Source organism: Streptomyces sp. NPDC002125 (assembly GCF_053593715.1).
In genome coordinates this window covers 13,353-31,743 of record NZ_JBSFDD010000006.1, presented here as the reverse complement: position 1 = coordinate 31,743, position 18,391 = coordinate 13,353, and the positions used below count along the sequence as shown (strand labels likewise).

General features: G+C 71.6%; 14 protein-coding genes and 3 tRNA genes. 8 read left to right on the top strand and 9 right to left on the bottom strand.

Translation table 11 applies throughout. From position 1 onward, the window contains the following. The first annotated feature begins 71 nt into the window (after positions 1 to 71). Together ACWCQM_RS12650 and ACWCQM_RS12645 are read left to right on the top strand one after the other, a co-directional pair. Positions 72 to 821 (top strand): hypothetical protein, encoded by a 750-nt coding sequence (locus tag ACWCQM_RS12650; protein ID WP_450915298.1) that lies wholly within the window; start codon positions 72 to 74, stop codon positions 819 to 821. A gap of 244 nt (positions 822 to 1,065) precedes the next feature. Continuing rightward, positions 1,066 to 2,676, top strand: coding sequence for an alkaline phosphatase D family protein (locus ACWCQM_RS12645; RefSeq protein ID WP_450915297.1), 1,611 nt, complete (start codon positions 1,066 to 1,068; stop codon positions 2,674 to 2,676). An 83-nt stretch (positions 2,677 to 2,759) separates the two neighbouring features. Here the strand turns inward: ACWCQM_RS12645 and ACWCQM_RS12640 are convergent, their stop codons facing one another. Further along, entirely contained in the window at positions 2,760 to 3,035 is a 276-nt protein-coding gene (locus ACWCQM_RS12640; protein WP_450915296.1) for a hypothetical protein, read from the bottom strand. 173 nt (positions 3,036 to 3,208) lie between these two features. On the opposite strand from ACWCQM_RS12640, the gene ACWCQM_RS12635 reads away from it, so the two are divergent. Then, positions 3,209 to 3,886, top strand: a complete 678-nt coding sequence (locus ACWCQM_RS12635; RefSeq protein WP_450915295.1) for a putative immunity protein — start codon at positions 3,209 to 3,211, stop codon at positions 3,884 to 3,886. A 146-nt stretch (positions 3,887 to 4,032) separates the two neighbouring features. On the opposite strand, the gene ACWCQM_RS12630 is transcribed toward ACWCQM_RS12635, so the two are convergent. The 3 genes from ACWCQM_RS12630 to ACWCQM_RS12620 form a co-directional block, all read right to left on the bottom strand. Continuing rightward, a tRNA-Ile gene (locus tag ACWCQM_RS12630) sits at positions 4,033 to 4,106 on the bottom strand. Between the two features lie 212 nt (positions 4,107 to 4,318). Further along, a tRNA-Asn gene (locus ACWCQM_RS12625) sits at positions 4,319 to 4,391 on the bottom strand. A 5-nt stretch (positions 4,392 to 4,396) separates the two neighbouring features. After that, positions 4,397 to 4,469, bottom strand: a tRNA-Asn gene (locus ACWCQM_RS12620). A gap of 181 nt (positions 4,470 to 4,650) precedes the next feature. On the opposite strand from ACWCQM_RS12620, the gene ACWCQM_RS12615 reads away from it, so the two are divergent. From ACWCQM_RS12615 to ACWCQM_RS12600, 4 genes are all read left to right on the top strand, one after another. After that, on the top strand, positions 4,651 to 4,953 hold the full coding sequence (locus ACWCQM_RS12615) for a YtxH domain-containing protein (protein WP_450915294.1): 303 nt from the start codon (positions 4,651 to 4,653) through the stop codon (positions 4,951 to 4,953). Positions 4,954 to 5,057: 104 nt separating this feature from the next. Then, positions 5,058 to 6,503, top strand: coding sequence for an FGGY family carbohydrate kinase (locus ACWCQM_RS12610; RefSeq protein ID WP_450915293.1), 1,446 nt, complete (start codon positions 5,058 to 5,060; stop codon positions 6,501 to 6,503). Positions 6,504 to 6,685: 182 nt separating this feature from the next. After that, positions 6,686 to 8,419: an ABC transporter ATP-binding protein gene (locus tag ACWCQM_RS12605; protein WP_450915292.1), complete on the top strand. Its 1,734-nt coding sequence runs from the start codon at positions 6,686 to 6,688 to the stop codon at positions 8,417 to 8,419. Continuing rightward, positions 8,419 to 10,344 carry an ABC transporter ATP-binding protein gene (locus tag ACWCQM_RS12600; protein ID WP_450915291.1) on the top strand — a complete coding sequence of 642 codons (1,926 nt, stop codon included), beginning with the start codon at positions 8,419 to 8,421 and terminating at the stop codon, positions 10,342 to 10,344. Before ACWCQM_RS12605 ends, ACWCQM_RS12600 begins: the two co-directional genes overlap by 1 nt. Positions 10,345 to 10,398: 54 nt before the next feature. Here the strand turns inward: ACWCQM_RS12600 and ACWCQM_RS12595 are convergent, their stop codons facing one another. From ACWCQM_RS12595 to ACWCQM_RS12575, 5 genes are all read right to left on the bottom strand, one after another. Next, positions 10,399 to 11,475, bottom strand: a complete 1,077-nt coding sequence (locus tag ACWCQM_RS12595) for an RNA polymerase sigma factor (protein WP_450915290.1) — start codon at positions 11,473 to 11,475, stop codon at positions 10,399 to 10,401. Between the two features lie 243 nt (positions 11,476 to 11,718). Then, a complete protein-coding gene (gene dnaG, locus ACWCQM_RS12590) occupies positions 11,719 to 13,626 on the bottom strand; it encodes a DNA primase (RefSeq protein WP_450915289.1) in 1,908 nt (635 codons plus the stop codon). Positions 13,627 to 13,721: 95 nt separating this feature from the next. After that, positions 13,722 to 14,981 carry an NAD(P)/FAD-dependent oxidoreductase gene (locus ACWCQM_RS12585; RefSeq protein WP_267075829.1) on the bottom strand — a complete coding sequence of 420 codons (1,260 nt, stop codon included), beginning with the start codon at positions 14,979 to 14,981 and terminating at the stop codon, positions 13,722 to 13,724. Between the two features lie 117 nt (positions 14,982 to 15,098). Beyond that, the gene (locus tag ACWCQM_RS12580) at positions 15,099 to 16,409 is read right to left on the bottom strand and encodes a deoxyguanosinetriphosphate triphosphohydrolase (RefSeq protein ID WP_450915288.1); all 1,311 of its coding nucleotides are present in this window, start codon (positions 16,407 to 16,409) and stop codon (positions 15,099 to 15,101) included. A gap of 36 nt (positions 16,410 to 16,445) precedes the next feature. Continuing rightward, the gene (locus ACWCQM_RS12575; protein ID WP_450915287.1) at positions 16,446 to 17,354 is read right to left on the bottom strand and encodes a sirohydrochlorin chelatase; all 909 of its coding nucleotides are present in this window, start codon (positions 17,352 to 17,354) and stop codon (positions 16,446 to 16,448) included. A 278-nt stretch (positions 17,355 to 17,632) separates the two neighbouring features. Here ACWCQM_RS12575 and ACWCQM_RS12570 point away from each other — a divergent pair, with 278 nt between their 5' ends. Further along, entirely contained in the window at positions 17,633 to 18,358 is a 726-nt protein-coding gene (locus tag ACWCQM_RS12570) for a SanA/YdcF family protein (protein WP_450915286.1), read from the top strand. The last annotated feature ends 33 nt before the right edge of the window (positions 18,359 to 18,391 follow it).

The following is an 18,391-nucleotide window of genomic DNA, read 5'->3' as shown; positions in this document are numbered from 1 at the left end:
GAGGAAGGGCGGCGGCGTGGCCGGGCCGTGGCTGCCTCCGGGCGGTGACGGCGGCGGGTAGCGTCCGGCGGGTGAGCCGCAGACAGGAGTACCGCGCAGCGCTGCTGGAGATCCCGCCGGGCCCGTCCCGGTTCGCCTATCTGGGCGACCACTCCGGGCTGCCCGGTCCTCGGGGGAACATCGAACTCTGCGAGGCGTTCGCGGACCTGGCCGCCCCGGACGAGATCGATGAGGCGATCGCCACGGACGACGAATACCTGGTCTTCTGCGGCGTGGCCGGCCTGGGCCGCCTGCTCGCGGAGGCTGGGGACCGGCGGCCGGACGCGCCGGCCACGGGAGGGCGGGCCTCGGCGTCCGTCGAGCGGCGGCTGCACTCCCATGCCGGCGACGGGCGCTGGCGGGTGCGCGAGGCGGTGGCGATGGCGCTCCAGCGCCTGGGCGACGCGGACCCGGACCGGCTGTTCAACCTGGCGGCCACCTGGTCCCGGGACCCGGACCCCCTGGTGCAGCGAGCGGCCGTCGCCGGGGTGTGCGAACCCAGGCTGCTGCGCCAACCCCCCTTCGCCGCAGCGGCGGTGGAGGTCTGCGCGACCGCGACACGGCTGCTCTCCCGAAGGCCCACGGACGAACGGCGCGACGACGGGGTCCGCGCGCTGCGCAAGGGCCTGGGCTACGGCTGGAGCGTGGCCGTGGCCGCCGACCCGGACGCCGGCCTGCCCCGGTTCCTCGCGCTCCGGGAGAGCACGGACCGCGACATCGCCTGGATCGTCCGGGAGAACTCCCGCAAGGCCCGGCTGGCCAAGCTGCTCCCGGACGGCTGACGGGAGGAGCGGGGTGTCCCGCTCACTCACCGTGCGCCCGGAGCGAGCTCCGCACCCGGGCCGGGCGGCTGACCGCGCGTCATCCCTATTGGCACCGGCGGATGGTACGTCGTCGCACCCCTCCACCGAAGCGCCACGATTTCGTGTACCGGCCATCCTTTGACTCACCGTGCGCCCGGGCGCCGTCACTCCCCCCGCAGATGGTTCATCCGCCAACAGAACCTCTTCCTGACGGGTGTGACCCATGGACCTCAGCAGACGCCGCTTGCTCGGACGCGCCGGAGCCGGCGCCGCCGCCCTCGGACTGTTCAGCGCGGGATTCAGCACCGCCGGCGCCTGGGCGGCGCCCCGCTTCCCCGACGACCCCTTCCGGCTGGGCATCGCCTCCGGCGACCCCTCCGCCGACGGCTTCGTGCTCTGGACGCGGCTGGCACCCGATCCGCTGGCCACCGACAGCCGCGGCGGAATGCCCGAGCGCAAGGTGCAGGTGCAGTGGCAGGTGGCCACCGACGAACGCTTCCGCGAGGTGGTACGGGCCGGCACCACGACCGCCGTACCGGAGCTCGCCCACTCCGTGCACCCGGAGGTCGGCGGACTGAGACCGGGGGCCGAGTACTTCTACCGCTTCCGGGCCGGCGGCGCCCTCAGCCCCGTGGGCCGTGCCCGCACCGCCCCCTCCCCCCGCTCAGGTGGCGGCGACCGGCTCTCCGTGGCGGTGGCCTCCTGCCAGTGCTGGTACGAGGGCTTCTACACCGCCTACCGGCACATGGCGGACGCGGGCCACGACCTCGTCGTGCACCTCGGCGACTACCTCTACGAGAACGGGGTGGGCACCACCGCGGGCATCCGGGCGATGCCCGAACTAGACGCCCAGTACCGCCGGGAGACGTACACCCTCGCCGAGTACCGCAACCGGTACGCGCTCACCAAGCTCGACACCGACCTCCAGGCCGCCCACGCCGCCGCCGCATGGGCGCTGACCTGGGACGACCATGAGGTGGAGAACAACTGGGCGGGCGATGTCGCCCAGATCGACACCGACGGCTTCCCGGACGCCGACCCGGTCGCCTTCCGTGCCCGCAAGGCCGCCGCCATGCAGGCGTACTACGAACACCTTCCGCTGCGCCTGCCCCGGAAGCCGGACGGGACGAAGGCCCGCATGTACCGCACGCTGCCGTTCGGCCGCCTGATGGACCTGCACATGCTGGACTCCCGTTCCTACCGGGACGACCAGGTCGGCGACGACGGCACCAAGCCCGGCTACGACGCCGAGCGGCGCGCCCCGGGACGCCAGATGCTGGGCGCCGCCCAGGAGGCCTGGCTGCTCGACAACTGCGCCCGGTCCCACGCCACCTGGAACATCCTCGGCAACCAGACCCTCGTCGCCCAGGTCGACCAGAACCCGGACCCCGCGGTCCTCTCCTCGGGCCTGGACATGTGGGACGGCTACGTCGACGCCCGCAAGCGCCTGCTGAACGGCCTGCACCAGCGGAACGTGCGCAACACCGTCGTCCTCACCGGCGACATCCACCGCAGCGTCGTCGCCGACCTCAAGCCCGACTTCGACGACCCCGCGTCACCGGTCGTGGCCACCGAGTTCGCCGGCACCTCGATCAGCTCCGGCAAGGACGGCGCGGCCATGGACCAGGTCGGCGTCAACTGGCTGAGCGAGGGCGTCAATCCGCACGTGAAGTGGCACAACGCGCAGCGCGGCTACACCACGCTGCACGTCTCCCACGGCGAGCTGCGGGCGGAGTACCACGTCACGGAGTACGTCACGCGTCCCGGCTCACCGCTCTCCACGGCTGGCACCTTCGCCGTCTCCCCCCGCCGTCCCGGCGCCGAGCAGGTCTGACGGACGGACCCGGCCCGAACCACCGCCCCGCCCTCCGGACTCCGTTACCGAGCCCCGGGGGGCCGTGCGGCTCCCGCCCCGCTTCAGGGCGTACGGAAGTCCCTGCAACCGCAGTTCACCTGTTCCCAGGTCATCTCGTCATGGACGAACCGCTGTCTGGTCCCGGCGACCTGGTACCTGCACATCCCCCGGTGGTGATGGCTCATCCCGTGGCCGCAGCCCGCGCACCTGGGCTCGGGCGGTGGCGACGGGAACCGCCGGGCGTGCCGGAGACCGTTGCGGACGATGACCACGAGGCCCAGCAGAGCCGCCGCCAGGAGAGCGATCCCGGCCAGACCGACCATGGTGTACGCGCTCATCCACGTCCCCCTCGGGCAGCTCGACGTGCGGCCCGTGAAGCCGTGGGCAACGCGGCGAGGCTACCGCCCCGACGGGCCCTGCGGCCATGTGGAGCCGGACGACAGGGCGCTGCCCGGAATCCCTGAGCCCCGGGCCCGCTCGGCTGTCCTGCGCGATGGCCGAGTATGGAGTCATGGCCGGGGAAACGAGCGGAATCGCTCTGAGCAAGCAGGATCTTCGTGAGGTGGCCGCGTTCACCGCGGCCTGCGCGGAAGTGGTGCTCGACGTGTTCGAGAGCGATCAGCCGGACGACTCACGGCCCCGGGACGCCATCGGCGCCGCCTGGGAGTTCGCCCGGGGCGGCGAGCGGGGGAAGGCTCTGCGCGACACGGCGTGGGCGGCACTGAAGGCAGCCGGGAGCGCGGACAGCGAGGCTTCGCGCGAGGCGGCTCGGGCGGCGATGTCGGCGGCAGGCTCCGCCTACTTGCATCCGCTGGCCAAGGCCACCCAGGTCAAACACATTCTCGGAGCGGGCGCCCACGCCGCCAGAGCGGCCGAACTCGTCGCCGACGACGACCGGAGCGTCGGCGCCGGACACCTTGAGCAGGTGCTGCACCGTGCGACACCGGCCGTCGTCGACGTGCTGAGACGCTTCCCGGCGGCGCCCAGCGGCGGCGGACGGGTCGGTGAGCTGATCCGCGCGCTGGACACCGGCCTTCGTTCAGCACCTCTGCTCGGCCGGGAAGGACCCGAGCCGCTCGTCGCGCTGGAGGCCGAGGACGAGCAGTCCGGCCCGCGGGCGTCAGCTTCCGCCGCCGGGCCTCGGCAGGGCGACAGCCCTCAGGAAGTTCTGCGTGAAGATCTCCCGTAGGACTGCGGCGAGCGGGCGGCGTTCCGCGTCCTCGTGGACTCCGGGCGTCCGCGACCCGGGCCGAGGGGTCAGGCCGCGGTGGGAGCCGTCAGGTCACCAGAAACACGTTTCCCCAGGTCAGAACGATTCTGCCTGGGGATACTCGGTGGGGCGGGTGGGACTCGAACCCACGGCCGACGGATTATGAGTCCGCTGCTCTAACCGGCTGAGCTACCGCCCCTTTACGGCGTGGCGCGTACATGTGTGCGCGCCGTCTGCCGCAGCATAGCCGGTCATACGATCTCCTGCTCCGGATGCCCGGCTTCCCGTTGACCATGAAGACCGCGCTGCGTGCTGCCCGGTTCCAGGCGCCACGGAATCACCCCGAAAGAGTCACGGGCGGGTCGGTCAGGGCACACGAAAAAGGACCCCGAAGGGCCCTCTTCCGCATCGCTCCCCCGACTGGACTCGAACCAGTAACCCTCCGGTTAACAGCCGAATGCTCTGCCAATTGAGCTACAGGGGATCGCGCTCCCCCGACTGGACTCGAACCAGTAACCTGCCGGTTAACAGCCGGCTGCTCTGCCAATTGAGCTACAGGGGATTGCTGCGGTGCCTCGAATCGTACCTGCCTGGCGGATGCCGAGCGGCGCGCGTTCGCTGCGACACATACATTAGCGCAAGCAGGGGGGTGCTCCGCCAATCGGTATCCCCCGGGGTGATCTCGGGTGTCTGCGGGTAGGCGGGCAGCACACGTCGCACGGAGCGAAGGAAGGGTGGCAGCCATGCGGTACCGGCTCACGTTCATCGCCGGAGTGGCGCTCGGTTACGTGCTCGGCACGCGAGCCGGGCGCGAGCGTTACGAGCAGCTCAAGAAGGCCGCGCAGCAGCTGGCCGAGAATCCCGCCGTGCGGAACGCGGCGGAGTCCGCCGCGCACGGAAGCCGGGACTTCGCCGGCAAGGCGTACCACTCGGTGAGCGAGAAGGTCGGGGACAAGGTTCCCGTCTCCGTCACCGACCGGGTGCGTTCGCTGCGTGAGCGCAGCGGGCACAACGGCAGCGACGACTGGGGTACGACCAACACCTGAGGCAGGGGCCCTGAGGCCTGGCCTGAGGTCGCGTCCGAGGCCCGTTTCCCTACCGGGTACCGCCCGGTAGGGAAACGGGCCTCCGGTGCGGCAGAATCGTGTCCATGGGCATAGTCGCCGGCTTGGACAGTTCATCCGCCTTCACGCACATCGTCGTCTGCGACACGGACACCGGTGCGGTGCTGCGGCAGGGGTATGCCGCGCATCCCATCGAGGCCAAGGCCTCCGAGGTGGATCCGCAGGCGTGGCTGCTCTCACTCGGTGAGGCGGCCTCCGGAGGGCTGCTCGAAGGCGTGCAGGCCATCGGTGTGTCGGCGCAGCAGCACGGTCTGGTGCCGCTGGACCACCAGGGCAATCTCGTACGTCCCGCGCTGCTCGGCAACGACCGGCGGGCGCAGGCGTCCGCCGCCGACCTGATCGACGGGCTCGGCGGCCGGCAGGCGTGGGCGGAGGCCGTCGGGGCCGTGCCGCAGTCCGCTCAGCCGGTGGCGAAGCTGCGCTGGCTGGTGCGGAGCGAGCCGGAGAACGCGCAGCGGGTCGCCGCCGTCCTCCAGCCGCACGACTGGCTGGTGTGGCAGCTGCTCGGCCGGCCCGCCCGGCGCACGACGGACCGCGGTGCCGCGTCCGGCACCGGTTACTGGTCGGCGGGTTCCGGGTCCTACCGGCCCGATCTCGTGGAGCTCGCGCTCGGCCACCAGGCCGCGCTGCCCGAGGTGCTCGGCCCCGCCGACGCCGCCGGGACGACTCCGGAGGGGCTGCTGATCTCGGCCGGCACCGGCGAGACGATGGCCGCCGCCTTCGGGCTGGGTGTCGCCGTCGGGGACGCCGTCGTGTCGCTGGGAGCCTCGGGCTCGGTCATGGCCGTGCACCACGAGGCGCTGGCCGACCCGACGGGGATGATCACCTCCTTCGCCGACGCGACCGGGATGCATCTGCCGGTGGTCCACACGTCCAACGCGGTGCGGGCGCTGCGCGGTACGGCGGAGATGCTGGGCGTGGAGGGCCTGGACGAGCTGTCCGCGCTGGCGCTGAAGTCGACGCCGGGCTCCTCCGGCCTCGTCCTGCTGCCGTATCTGGAGGGTGAGCGCACCCCGCATCTGCCGCACACCGCGGGCACGCTGAGCGGGCTGCGGCGCGAGTCGATGAAGCCCGAGCATCTGGCGCGGGCCTCCTTCGAGGGGATGCTCTGCTCGTTGGCCGACGCGCTGGACGTGCTGCGCGGCCGGGGAGTGGAGGTGCGGCGGGTGTTCCTGCTGGGCGCGGCGGCCGAGCTGCCCGCCGTGCAGGCGCTGGCGCCCTCGTTGTTCGGCACCCAGGTCGTCGTGCCCCAGCCCGCGCAGTACGCGGCACTGGGTGCGGCCCGGCAGGCGGCATGGGCGCTCGGGGTGTCGCAGGGGAGCCTCGACCCCCGTACTCCCCCGGCCTGGCGGGGCGCGGCAGCGCAGGTGCTGGAGCCCGGCGAGGAGCTCGCGGTGGGCCGTGCGGTCCGGCAGCAGTACGGGGCGACGCGGGATCAGATCCACCCGGGGGCCTTCGGCGCGGAGGGCTGAGAGGCACGGCGGGCAGCGGGCACGGCGGGCTCCGGGCACGGCGGGCCGAGGGCACGGCGGGCAGCGGCCGAGGGGTGGTCCGGGAATTTTGACCCGGGCTTGAGGAAAAGCGTTCGCCGCCGTGGTGCGGCGTACCGGAGTATGGATCGGCCTTTGCCCTTCGCCGACTCCGAGAGACGCGTGTGCTCATAAAACTTCTGCGGACCTATCTGGGTCCGTACAGACAGTCCATCGTCCTGCTGGTGTTCCTCCAGCTTCTGCAGACCTGCGCCAGCCTGTATCTGCCCAGCCTCAACGCCGACATCATCGACAACGGTGTCGTGACGGGTGACACGGGCTACATCCTGCAGTTCGGCGCGCTGATGATCGCCGTCAGCGTCATCCAGATCGTCTGCAACATCGGAGCCGTCTACTACGGTGCCCGGACCGCGTCCGCGCTCGGCCGTGACGTGCGGGCGTCGGTCTTCGGGCGGGTGCAGTCGTTCTCCGCGCGCGAGGTCGGGCGGTTCGGGGCTCCCTCGCTGATCACCCGTACGACCAACGACGTCCAGCAGGTCCAGATGCTGGTCCTGATGGCGTTCACCCTGATGGTCTCGGCGCCCATCATGTGCGTCGGCGGCGTGATCATGGCGCTGGGCCAGGACGTCCCGCTCTCCGCGGTGCTGCTGGCCGTGCTGCCCGTCCTCGGTGTCACGGTCGGGCTCATCGTGAGGCGGATGCGCCCCCTGTTCCGCACGATGCAGGTGCGGCTCGACACGGTGAACCGGGTGCTGCGCGAGCAGATCACCGGCAACCGCGTCATCCGCGCCTTCATCCGTGACGACTACGAGGAGCGGCGCTTCCGCGGCGCCAACACCGAGCTCACGGACATCGCGCTGTCGACGGGCCGGCTGATGGCGCTCATGTTCCCGACCGTGATGACGGTGGTGAGCGTGTCGTCGGTCGCCGTCGTCTGGTTCGGCGCGCACCGCATCGACAGCGGCGGGATGGAGATCGGCGCGCTGACCGCGTTCCTCGCATATCTGATGCAGATCGTCATGTCGGTGATGATGGCCACCTTCATGTTCATCATGGTCCCGCGTGCGGAGGTCTGTGCCGAGCGCATCCAGGAGGTCCTGGAGACCGATTCGAGCGTGGTGCCTCCCACGGCGCCGGTCACCAAGCTGCTGGCCCACGGCCATCTGGAGATACGGGGCGCGGAGTTCCGCTACCCGGGCGCCGAGGAGCCGGTGCTGCGCTCGGTCGACCTCGTGGCGCGGCCCGGGGAGACCACCGCCATCATCGGGTCGACGGGCAGCGGCAAATCGACGCTGCTCGGGCTGGTGCCCCGGCTGTTCGACGCGACGGACGGCGAGGTGCTCGTCGACGGTACGGACGTGCGGACGCTGGACCCGGTGCTGCTGGCGAGGACGGTGAGCCTCGTACCGCAGAAGCCGTATCTGTTCTCCGGGACGGTCGCGACGAATCTGCGGTACGGCAATCCGGACGCGACCGACGAGGAGCTGTGGCACGCGCTGGAGGTGGCGCAGGCCAAGGACTTCGTGGAGGGACTGGAGCACGGTCTCGACGCGCCGATCGCGCAGGGCGGCACCAACGTCTCCGGCGGTCAGCGGCAGCGCCTCGCGATCGCGCGGACGCTGGTGCGGAAGCCGGAGATCTATCTCTTCGACGACTCGTTCTCGGCGCTGGACTACGCGACGGACGCCGCGCTGCGCGCCGCGCTGTCCCACGAGACGGCCGGGGCGACCGTGGTGATCGTGGCGCAGCGGGTCTCCACGATCCGTGACGCCGACCGGATCCTGGTGCTGGACGAGGGCCGGGTGGTCGGGACGGGCAGCCATCGCGAGCTGATGGACGGCAATGAAACCTACCGGGAGATCGTGCTCTCCCAGCTGACGGAAGCGGAGGCCGCCTGATGGCAGGGCCGGGCGGACGGATGATGGCCGGAGGGCCCACCGAGCGGTCCATGGACTTCAAGGGGTCCGGGAAGCGGCTGCTGAGGCGGTTCAGCCAGGAGAAGTCCTCGCTGTATCTGATGCTGGGCGCCGGAACGCTGAGCGTGGCGCTCTCCGTGGTGGGGCCGAAGATCCTCGGCATGGCGACGGACCTGGTCTTCGCCGGTGTCGTGGGCCGGCAGATGCCGGAGGGCGCGACGAAGGACCAGGCCATCGACGGCCTGCGGGAGCAGGGCGACGACGGGCTCGCCGACATGCTGTCCGGGGTGGACTTCACCCCCGGCAGCGGCATCGACTTCGACGCGGTGGGCCATGTCCTGCTCGTGGCGCTGGCGGTGTATGTCGGCGCGGGGCTGCTGATGCTGGTGTCGACGCGGCTGTCGATCCGGGTGATCAACCGGGTCGTCTTCCAGCTGCGCGAGGACCTCCAGACGAAGCTGTCGCGGCTTCCGCTGTCGTATTTCGACCGGCAGCAGCGGGGCGAGGTGCTGAGCCGGGCGACGAACGACATCGACAACATCTCGCAGACGATGCAGCAGACGATGGGCCAGCTCATCAACTCCCTGCTGACCATCGTCGGCGTACTGATCATGATGTTCTGGGTCTCGCCGCTGCTGGCCCTGGTGGCGCTGGTCACGGTGCCGCTGTCGGTCGTCGTCGCGGCGCGGGTCGGCAAGCGCTCGCAGCCGCACTTCGTCGCGCAGTGGAAGGTGACGGGCAAGCTCAACGCCCACATCGAGGAGATGTACACCGGTCACAACCTCGTGAAGGTCTTCGGCCGGCAGGAGGAGTCCGCGAAGGACTTCGCCGAGCAGAACGACGCGCTCTACGAGGCGGGCTTCAAGGCGCAGTTCAACAGCGGGATCATGCAGCCGCTGATGATGTTCGTCTCCAATCTGAACTATGTGCTGGTCGCCGTCGTCGGCGGGCTGCGGGTGGCGTCCGGTTCGCTGTCGATCGGTGACGTGCAGGCGTTCATCCAGTACTCGCGGCAGTTCTCGATGCCTCTGACGCAGGTCGCCTCGATGGCGAACCTCGTGCAGTCGGGCATCGCTTCCGCCGAGCGGGTCTTCGCCCTGCTGGACGCGGAGGAACAGGCGCCCGACCCCGATCCGGCCGAGCGCCCGAAGGAGCTGCGCGGCAGTGTCGCGCTGGAGCACGTGTCCTTCCGGTACGACCCGGAGAAGCCGCTCATCGAGGACTTCTCGCTGAGTGTGGAGCCCGGCCACACCGTCGCGATCGTCGGCCCGACCGGTGCGGGCAAGACGACCCTGGTCAATCTGCTGATGCGGTTCTACGAGGTGACGGGCGGCCGGATCCTCCTCGACGGTGTGGACGCGGCGAGGATGTCGCGGGACGAACTCCGCTCGGGCATAGGCATGGTGCTCCAGGACACCTGGCTGTTCGGGGGCACGATCGCGGAGAACATCGCCTACGGCGCCTCGCGCGAGGTGACCCGGGAGGAGATCGAGGAGGCGGCGCGGGCGGCCCACGCCGACCGCTTCGTGCGGACGCTGCCCGACGGTTACGACACGGTGATCGACGACGAGGGCTCCGGGGTCAGCGCGGGCGAGAAGCAGCTGATCACCATCGCCCGGGCGTTCCTGTCCGATCCGGTGATCCTCGTGCTCGACGAGGCCACCAGCTCGGTGGACACCCGGACCGAGGTGCTGATCCAGAAGGCGATGGCACGGCTCGCCCACGGGCGTACGAGCTTCGTGATCGCGCACCGGCTCTCCACCATCCGGGACGCGGACGTGATCCTGGTGATGGAGGACGGCTCGCTCGTCGAACAGGGCACGCACGACGAGCTGCTGGCGGCCGGGGGCGCGTATGCCCGGCTGTACGCGGCGCAGTTCGCGCAGGCGCTGTCGGAGGTCGACTGACCTGGCCGCCGAGCGGCCGACCGGCCGAACCGGCTGACCGACCGGTCAGCCGGTTCAGTCGAGGTAGCCGCGCAGCTGGTCCGCGAAGGCGTGGTCCCGCAGCTTGTTGAGGGTCTTGGACTCGATCTGGCGGATGCGTTCGCGCGTCACGCCGAAGATCCGACCGATCTCCTCCAGGGTGCGGGGCCGCCCGTCGTCCAGTCCGTAGCGCAGCTGCACGACCTTCCGCTCGCGCTCCCCGAGCGTGGAGAGCACGGTCTCCAGGTGTTCGCGCAGCAGCAGGAAGGCCGCGGACTCCACGGGCGAGGCGGCGTCGCCGTCCTCGATGAGGTCGCCGAAGGCGACGTCGTCCTCCTCGCCGACGGGGGCGTGCAGGGAGACGGGTTCCTGGGCGAGCCGCAGGACCTCGCCGACGCGTTCGGGTGTGAGGCCGAGCTGTGCGCCGACCTCTTCGGGTGTCGGTTCACAGCCGTGTTCCTGGAGCATCCGGCGCTGGACGCGGACGACCCGGTTGATCAGCTCGACGACGTGCACCGGGACTCTTATGGTCCTGGCCTGGTCGGCCAGTGCGCGGGACATCGCCTGGCGGATCCACCACGTCGCGTACGTCGAGAACTTGTAGCCCCGGGCGTAGTCGAACTTCTCGACCGCCCTGATCAGCCCGAGGTTCCCCTCCTGGACCAGGTCGAGCATGGTCAGTCCCCGGCCGACGTACCGCTTGGCCACGGAGACCACGAGGCGGAGGTTGGCCTCGATGAGCCGGCGCTTCGCCATCCGCCCCATGACCACGAGCCGGTCGAGGTCGTGGGCGAGCCCGGAGTCGGGGTCGGGGGTGCGGGCGAGCCGTTCCTCCGCGAAGAGCCCGGCCTCGACGCGTCGGGCGAGCTCCACCTCCTCCGCCGCGCTGAGCAGCGGAATCCGTCCGATCTCCCGCAGGTACTGGCGGAAGAGGTCCGAGGACGGGCCGCCCGCCTCCGGCCGGCTGCGGGGCTCGGGGGGCTCCGGGGGCTCCACCGGTTCCTCCAGTACCGCTTCCGGTGTACCCGCCGTCTCCGGGTGACGCGTGACCCGGTTCTGTGCGGGAATGGCCGGGACATGCTCGCTCGTGATCGTCACGGTCCGGGTCTGCACGGGGGCGACCTCCAGGTGATCGCTGCCGGATCGCGGGGGATGGAGGTCCGCCCCGGGCGGACCGGCCGCGCTCCGATGACTCAGGCACCGCCACCCAGTGTGGGGTACGACACATCGCCGCCACGAGGGGCGTGCGGTGACTTTTTGCGTCCGGAGCGTGACGGGTTGCTGATCAGGTCCTGACCCGGCCCCGGGGTGCGCCGGACCGTGGAGCCGGGCGGCCGATGGGCGGGGGAGGCGGGATCAGAGCGCGTCGGCGCCGTGGCTGCGCAGTGACTGCGCGTACTGCTGGAGGACCCAGACCTCGTTCTGCGCGGCGGCCAGATGGTCGGGGGCGACGTTGCTGCCGAGGCGCGCGAGGCTGCTCTGGACGTCCTCGATCCTGCGGTCGACCGCGCGCAGGCGGACGTTGACCAGGTGCTGGCCCGCGTACGTCTCGTCGATGGACTTGCCGTGGAAGACCTCGACCGCCAGCTCGGTGACGAGCTTGCGCACCGTGTCGTCGGGGGTCGCGTCGAGCACCTGCACGAGATAGTCGCGGGTCTCGGCGACGCCCAGCTCCGCGCCGCCCGCCTCCGCGATGCACTGGCGCACCGCAGCGTAGGGCGGGGCGGTGAACTCGTCGACCCCGTACGCGTCGAAGGCGGGCGAGACCAGGGCGGGCTTCTGGAGGGCGAGCTTGAGCAGCTCGCGCTCGGTGCGGTGGGCGGGGCTGCGGAGGTTGAGCGCGGGGCCCGGCGGTGCCTTCGGGGCCTGGACCTGCTGGTGCTGGGCTCCGCCACGGGAGGAGGCCGGCGCGGGGCCCCGCTGGTCGCCGCGTCCCCGGGCCCACTGGGCGAGCTGGTTGACCCGGTGGACGACGAATTCCTGGTCGAGGATGCCGACGAAGCCGGCCAGCTGGACTGCCACCTCGCGCTGCACGCTGCTCGTCTTGATCTTGGCGACGACGGGCGCGGCCTCGTCCAGCGCGGCGGCGCGCCCGGCCGGGGTCTCCAGGTCGTACCGGCCGACGATCTGGCGGAGCGCGAACTCGAAGAGCGGGGTGCGGGGTTCGACCAGGTCGCGGACGGCGTCGTCGCCCTTGGCCAGCCGCAGATCGCACGGGTCCATGTTGTCCGGGGCGATCGCGATGTACGTCTCGGCGGCGAACTTCTGGTCGTCCTCGAAGGCGCGCAGGGCGGCCTTCTGGCCTGCCGCGTCACCGTCGAAGGTGAAGATCACACGGGCGCTGCCGTTGTCCATCAGGAGCCGTCGGAGGATCTTGATGTGGTCGTTGCCAAACGCCGTGCCGCAGGTGGCGATGGCGGTGGTGACCCCCGCGAGGTGGCAGGCCATGACGTCGGTGTAGCCCTCGACGACGACGGCCCTGCTCGCCTTGGCGATGTCCTTCTTGGCCAGGTCGATGCCGTACAGCACCTGGGACTTCTTGTAGATCGAGGTCTCGGGGGTGTTGAGGTACTTCGGGCCGTTGTCGTCGTCCCGGAGCTTGCGGGCGCCGAACCCGACGATCTCCCCCGAGGTGTCGCTGATCGGCCACATCAGCCGGCCGCGGAAACGGTCGATCGGGCCCCGGCGGCCGTCCTGGGAGAGGCCGGAGCTGATGAGCTCCTTGTCGCTGAAGCCCTTGCCGCGCAGGAAGCGGGTGAGGTGGTCCCAGCCCGCGGGGCTGTAGCCCACGCCGAAGTGGGCCGCCGCGTCCTGGTCGAAGCCGCGTTCGGCGAGGAACTTCCGGCCGATCTCGGCCTCCGGGCCGTTCAGCTGCTCGCGGTAGAAGTCGGCGGCGATCTTGTGCGCCTCGACCAGCCTGATCCGCTCGCCGCGCTGGTGGGAGGGGTTGTACCCGCCCTCCTCGTACCGCAGGGTGATGCCCGCCTTGGCGGCGAGGCGCTCGACCGTCTCGGAGAAGGTGAGGTGATCGATCTTCATCACGAAGGCGATCGTGTCGCCGCCCTCCTGGCAGCCGAAGCAGTGGAACAGGCCCTTGCCCGGGCTGACCTGGAAGGAGGGGGACTTCTCGTCGTGGAAGGGGCAGAGTCCCTTGAGGTTTCCGCCGCCCGCGTTGCGCAGCTGGAGGTACTCGGACACGACGGCGTCGATCGGGACCGCGTCCCGTACCGCCTTCACGTCGTCGTCATTGATCCTGCCTGCCACGAGTGAAGTCTACGGGTGGGGCCGGGTAACCGGGACCGGCCGGGGCCCGGCGGCGGGCGCCGCCGCCGGCCCGGTCCGAAAGCGCCGGCCACCGCTCAGAGCAGGGAGTCCAGCGGCACCGAGGGGTCGCCCAGGGCGTCCGGGTCGACCGGCCCGGCGGCCTTGATCAGCTTCTGGATGTCCTCGGTGACGTCCCACACATTCACGTTCATCCCGGCGAGGACCCGGCGGTCCTTGAGCCAGAAGGCGATGAACTCCCGCTTGCCGGCATCGCCCCGGATGACGACCTGGTCGTACGAGCCGGGCGGCGCCCAGCCGGAGTACTCCAGGCCCAGGTCGTACTGGTCGGAGAAGAAGTACGGCACCCGGTCGTACGTCACGTCCTGGCCCAGCATGGCCTTCGCGGCGGCGGGGCCGCTGTTCAGGGCGTTCGCCCAGTGCTCCACGCGCAGCCGTCCGCCGAAGAGCGGGTGGTCCACGGAGGCGATGTCCCCGGCGGCGTAGATGTGCGGGTCGGAGGTGCGCAGCGAGGCGTCGACGGCGACACCGCCGCCCTGGGAGCGGTCCGCCATGTCGAGCCCGGCGGCCTCCGCGAGCGAGGTGCGCGGTGCGGCGCCGATCGCCGCGAGCACGTCGTGGGCCGGGTGCTCCTCGCCGTCGTCGGTACGGGCGGCGAGGACCAGGCCGTCCTGGCCGGTGATCTCCGTGAGGCGGGCGCCGAAGTGGAAGCGCACGCCGTGCTCGGCGTGCAGATCGGTGAAGATCTGGCCGAGCTCCGGGCCGATCACGTGGTGCAGCGGGGTCGCGGAGGGCTCGACGACGGTGACCTCCGCGCCGTATCCACGGGCGGCCGCGGCGACCTCCAGGCCGATCCAGCCGCCTCCGGCGATCACCAGGTGGCCGTTGTCGCGGCCGAGGGCGGCGAGGACGCCCCGCAGCCGGTCGGCGTGGGCGAGGCGGCGCAGGTGGTGCACGCCGACCAGGTCGGTGCCGGGGATGTCGAGGCGGCGCGGCTCGGCGCCGGTGGCGAGGAGGAGCTTGTCGTAGTGGACGACGGTGTTGTCGCCGAGCTGCACGGAGCGGCCGGCCCGGTCGATGGAGGTCACCACCTGGCCGAGGTGGAGCTCGATGTCGGCGCCGGCGTACCAGGCGGTCTTGTGGACGAAGACGGTCTCCCGCTCGTCCTTGCCCGCCAGGTATCCCTTGGACAGCGGTGGCCGCTCGTACGGATGGTCGCGCTCGTCGCCGATGAGGATCACCCGGCCGCTGAAGCCCTCCGCCCGGAGTGTCTCGGCTGCCTTCGCTCCGGCCAGTCCCCCGCCGATGATGACGAACGTCCGATGTGCGTCGACCACTTGATGCCTCCTCGGTACTGTGCTGCGCGGCGCCGCCAGCTGCGAGCGTCCCGCACGCAGCGTGATGGCGAAAGAGGTGTGCCTCGATCGGGATACAGCCGCTGGCATGTGGCCCGGTCATGGTCCAGTCTGCCGAACGCCCGTCAGAGTCCTGTGGAGGGACCGTGCGGAGGCGTCGGTGAGTGCGGCGATCTGGTCGACGAGGACCCGCTTGCGCGCCCTGTCGTCGGGGGCGGCGGCGTGCAGCGCGCGGAACTGGGGCTCCAGGCCCTCGGGGGCGCGGGCGGTCAGCGCGGCGGCGAGCTCGGCGATGACGATCCGCTGGTCCGCGCGGATGGCCTCCTGCTCGGCGCGCTGCATGACGTAACGGTCGGCGACGGCCTTGAGCACGGCGCACTCGTTGCGCACCTCGCGCGGGACGATGAGCTCGGCGCCGTACCTCCCGAGCCTCCCGGGGCCGTACGCGGTGTGGGTGGCGGACTCCGCCGCGAGGCAGAACCTGCCGATGAGCTGGCTCGTCGCGTCCTTCAGCCGGGCCTGGGCGACCGCCGAGCCGTCGTAGCCGCGCGGCCACCACTCCTGGGCGGTGAGCCGGTCCAGGGCGTCGGAGAGCTCCTGGGGATCGGTGTCCGCCGGGACGTACCGGCCGATGGCGACGGCCCAGATCTCCGCCCGCTCGGGCTCGGAGAAGAGGCAGCCGGCGTCGATGTGCCCGGCGTGCAGGCCGTCCTCGAAGTCGTGCACGGAGTAGGCGACGTCGTCGGACCAGTCCATGACCTGGGCCTCGAAACAGGTGCCGTCCTGCGGCGCGCCCTTGCGGATCCACGCGAAGACCGGCAGGTCGTCCTCGTACACCCCGAATTTCGGGGAGGCGGGGTCCCTGGGGTGCGCGCCCCTGGGCCAGGGGTATTTGGTGGCGGCGTCCAGGGCGGCCCGGGTCAGGTTGAGGCCCACGCTGACGAGCTCGCCGCTGCGCGGGTCGCGGACGAAGCGCTTGGGTTCGATGCGGGTCAGCAGGCGCAGCGACTGGGCGTTGCCCTCGAAGCCGCCGCAGTCCGAGGCGAAGTCGTTGAGCGCCTGCTCGCCGTTGTGCCCGAAGGGCGGGTGGCCCATGTCGTGGGAGAGGCAGGCCGTCTCGACGAGGTCGGGGTCGCAGCCCAGGGCGGCTCCGAGCTCCCGGCCGACCTGGGCGCACTCCAGGGAGTGGGTGAGCCGGGTGCGGGGACTGGCGTCCCAGGCCCGGCCCCGGGTGCCGGGCGTGACGACCTGGGTCTTGCCGGCGAGCCTGCGCAGGGCGGCGGAGTGCAGCACACGCGCCCGGTCGCGCTGGAAGGCGGTGCGGCCGGGGCGCTTGTCGGGCTCGGTGTCCCAGCGCTCGGTGTCAGCGGCGCCGTAGGGCGTGTCCCGGGGGTCGTGCGTACCGTCCATGCCCTCGACATTAAACGTCCGGGCTGACAGGAAGGGTCAGGCGGACGCGAGGAGAGGGGTGTGCGTCAGGGCGCCGTAGGAGGGCGCGGTGCGGGTCCCCGCCTGGTCGTACCGGTGCAGCAGGAGGCGGGCCATCGCCGGGTGGGCGCCGAGCGGTGCGGCGGCGATGCCCGGTGCGGCGGCGGCCGAGACGGTCGCGAAGCGGCCGGGTGCGGTGAAGTAGGAGGCGAGGGCGACCCGGTGGCGGCCCCTGGCCGCCAGGGCGCGCAGGGCGGCCGGGACGGTGGGCGTGGCGGCGGAGGCATACGCCGGTACGACGGGTACGCCGCCGAGGCGGTCGCTGAGCATGGCGGCGGTACGGCGGGCGTCCACGTCCGAGTCGGGGTCGCGTGATCCTGCGGCGGCGAGGACCACGGCGGCGCTGCGGCTCGTGCCGTCCTCGTCGCGCCAGCCGGCCTCGACGAGCCGCTCGTACAGCGCCTCGACGAGCAGGGGGTGCGGTCCGAGCGGCGCGGCGACCCGGGTCCGCAGACCGCTCGCGGCCTCCGCCGCACGGGGCAGGTCGTGGCGTACGTGGTGGCCGCGGCCGAGCAGCAGCGGGACGAGGACGGCGTCGCCGCCGTGCCCGATGCCGTCCAGCGTGTCCGGCAGCAGGGGTTCGTTCAGCTCGATGTGGCCGAGCCGGACGTCGAGACCCGGCCGGAGCTCCCGCACCCGGTCGAGGAGCTCCAGGACGGTGCGCAGGGCCTGCGGGTCCCGGCTGCCGTGCGCGACGGCGACCAGGGTGGGGGCTGAGCTCCGGGTGAGGTGCATGGGCCTGCGGGTTCCGTTCAGGGAGACGAGGCTGAGCTGGCTTCCGAGCTGGGAGGTGATGCGGGTCAGGAGTTGCGCCGTGCTGTCGAGGGGCAGGGACTCACTGAGGTGTTCCGATGCCGTCTCCGTCATGAACCGATGGTGCAGGCCCGAGGTTGCCGGGCCGTTTCGCACCGGTGACGGGTGTTTGCGGCTGCCTCACGGGGAGGGCGCCGGCGGTGTCAGTACCTGTTCACACCGGCTCCGGGGAAGGGCATCGGCGGTGTCAGTACCTGTTCACACCGGCTCCGGGGAAGGGCGTCGGCGGTGTCAGTACCTGTTCAGACCGGCGCGAACCTTTTCCGCTCGCCGTTCGTCCCTCATTCAGGACCGTGAATCGGCGGGCCGGGAACGAGCGCGGGGGGCGCGGCATGCGGCTGCTGGGGACACTGCGACGGCTCGCGTCCGCGCGGCCGAAGCTGCCGCGGACGAGGCGCGGGCAGCGCCGGCTGGTGCAGGCGCTGATGGTCGCCTCCGTCATGGCGCTGTCGCCCGCGGCGTGGCTGCACACCACGGCCGACGCCCGGGTGCGCACGACGGCCGACGCCCCGGCGCGGGACGTCGCCGTGGTGTTCGGGGCGGGGCTGTGGCAGGGCAGGCCGTCGCCGTATCTCGCGCACCGGCTGGACGCCGCCGCCGAGCTGTACAGGGCGGGGAAGGTGCGGGTCGTGCTCGTCACCGGGGACAACAGCCGCGTGGAGTACGACGAGCCGGACGCCATGCGCGCCTATCTCACCGGGCGCGGGGTGCCGGACGGCCGGATCGTCAGTGACTACGCGGGCTTCGACACCTGGGACTCCTGCGTCCGGGCCAAGAGGATATTCGGGGTCGACCGGGCCGTCCTGGTGAGCCAGGGCTTCCACATACGCAGGGCGATCGCCCTGTGCCGGTCCGCCGGGATCGACGCGTACGGAGTGGGGGTCGACGCCGTACACGATGTGACCTGGTACTACGGCGGGGCGCGGGAGGTCTTCGCGGCGGGCAAGGCGCTCCTGGACACGGTGTTCGAGCCGGACCCGCACTTCCTGGGTCCCCGGGAGACGGGCGTGAGTGAGGCGCTCGCGGCGGACCTCACGGCGGCGGGCGGGGCGGGCTGAGGTGCCCGTACCCGGTGCGTAACCGGAGGCACC

Bases quoted from the DNA above. Each gene is read 5' to 3' on its own strand.
- ACWCQM_RS12645 (WP_450915297.1), top strand. From the start codon at position 1,066: ATGGACCTCAGCAGACGCCGCTTGCTCGGACGCGCCGGAGCCGGCGCC.
- ACWCQM_RS12640 (WP_450915296.1), bottom strand. From the start codon at position 3,035: ATGAGCGCGTACACCATGGTCGGTCTGGCCGGGATCGCTCTCCTGGCG.
- ACWCQM_RS12635 (WP_450915295.1), top strand. From the start codon at position 3,209: ATGGCCGGGGAAACGAGCGGAATCGCTCTGAGCAAGCAGGATCTTCGT.
- ACWCQM_RS12615 (WP_450915294.1), top strand. From the start codon at position 4,651: ATGCGGTACCGGCTCACGTTCATCGCCGGAGTGGCGCTCGGTTACGTG.
- ACWCQM_RS12610 (WP_450915293.1), top strand. From the start codon at position 5,058: ATGGGCATAGTCGCCGGCTTGGACAGTTCATCCGCCTTCACGCACATC.
- ACWCQM_RS12600 (WP_450915291.1), top strand. From the start codon at position 8,419: ATGGCAGGGCCGGGCGGACGGATGATGGCCGGAGGGCCCACCGAGCGG.
- ACWCQM_RS12580 (WP_450915288.1), bottom strand. From the start codon at position 16,409: ATGGACGGTACGCACGACCCCCGGGACACGCCCTACGGCGCCGCTGAC.
- ACWCQM_RS12575 (WP_450915287.1), bottom strand. From the start codon at position 17,354: ATGACGGAGACGGCATCGGAACACCTCAGTGAGTCCCTGCCCCTCGAC.
- ACWCQM_RS12570 (WP_450915286.1), top strand. From the start codon at position 17,633: ATGCGGCTGCTGGGGACACTGCGACGGCTCGCGTCCGCGCGGCCGAAG.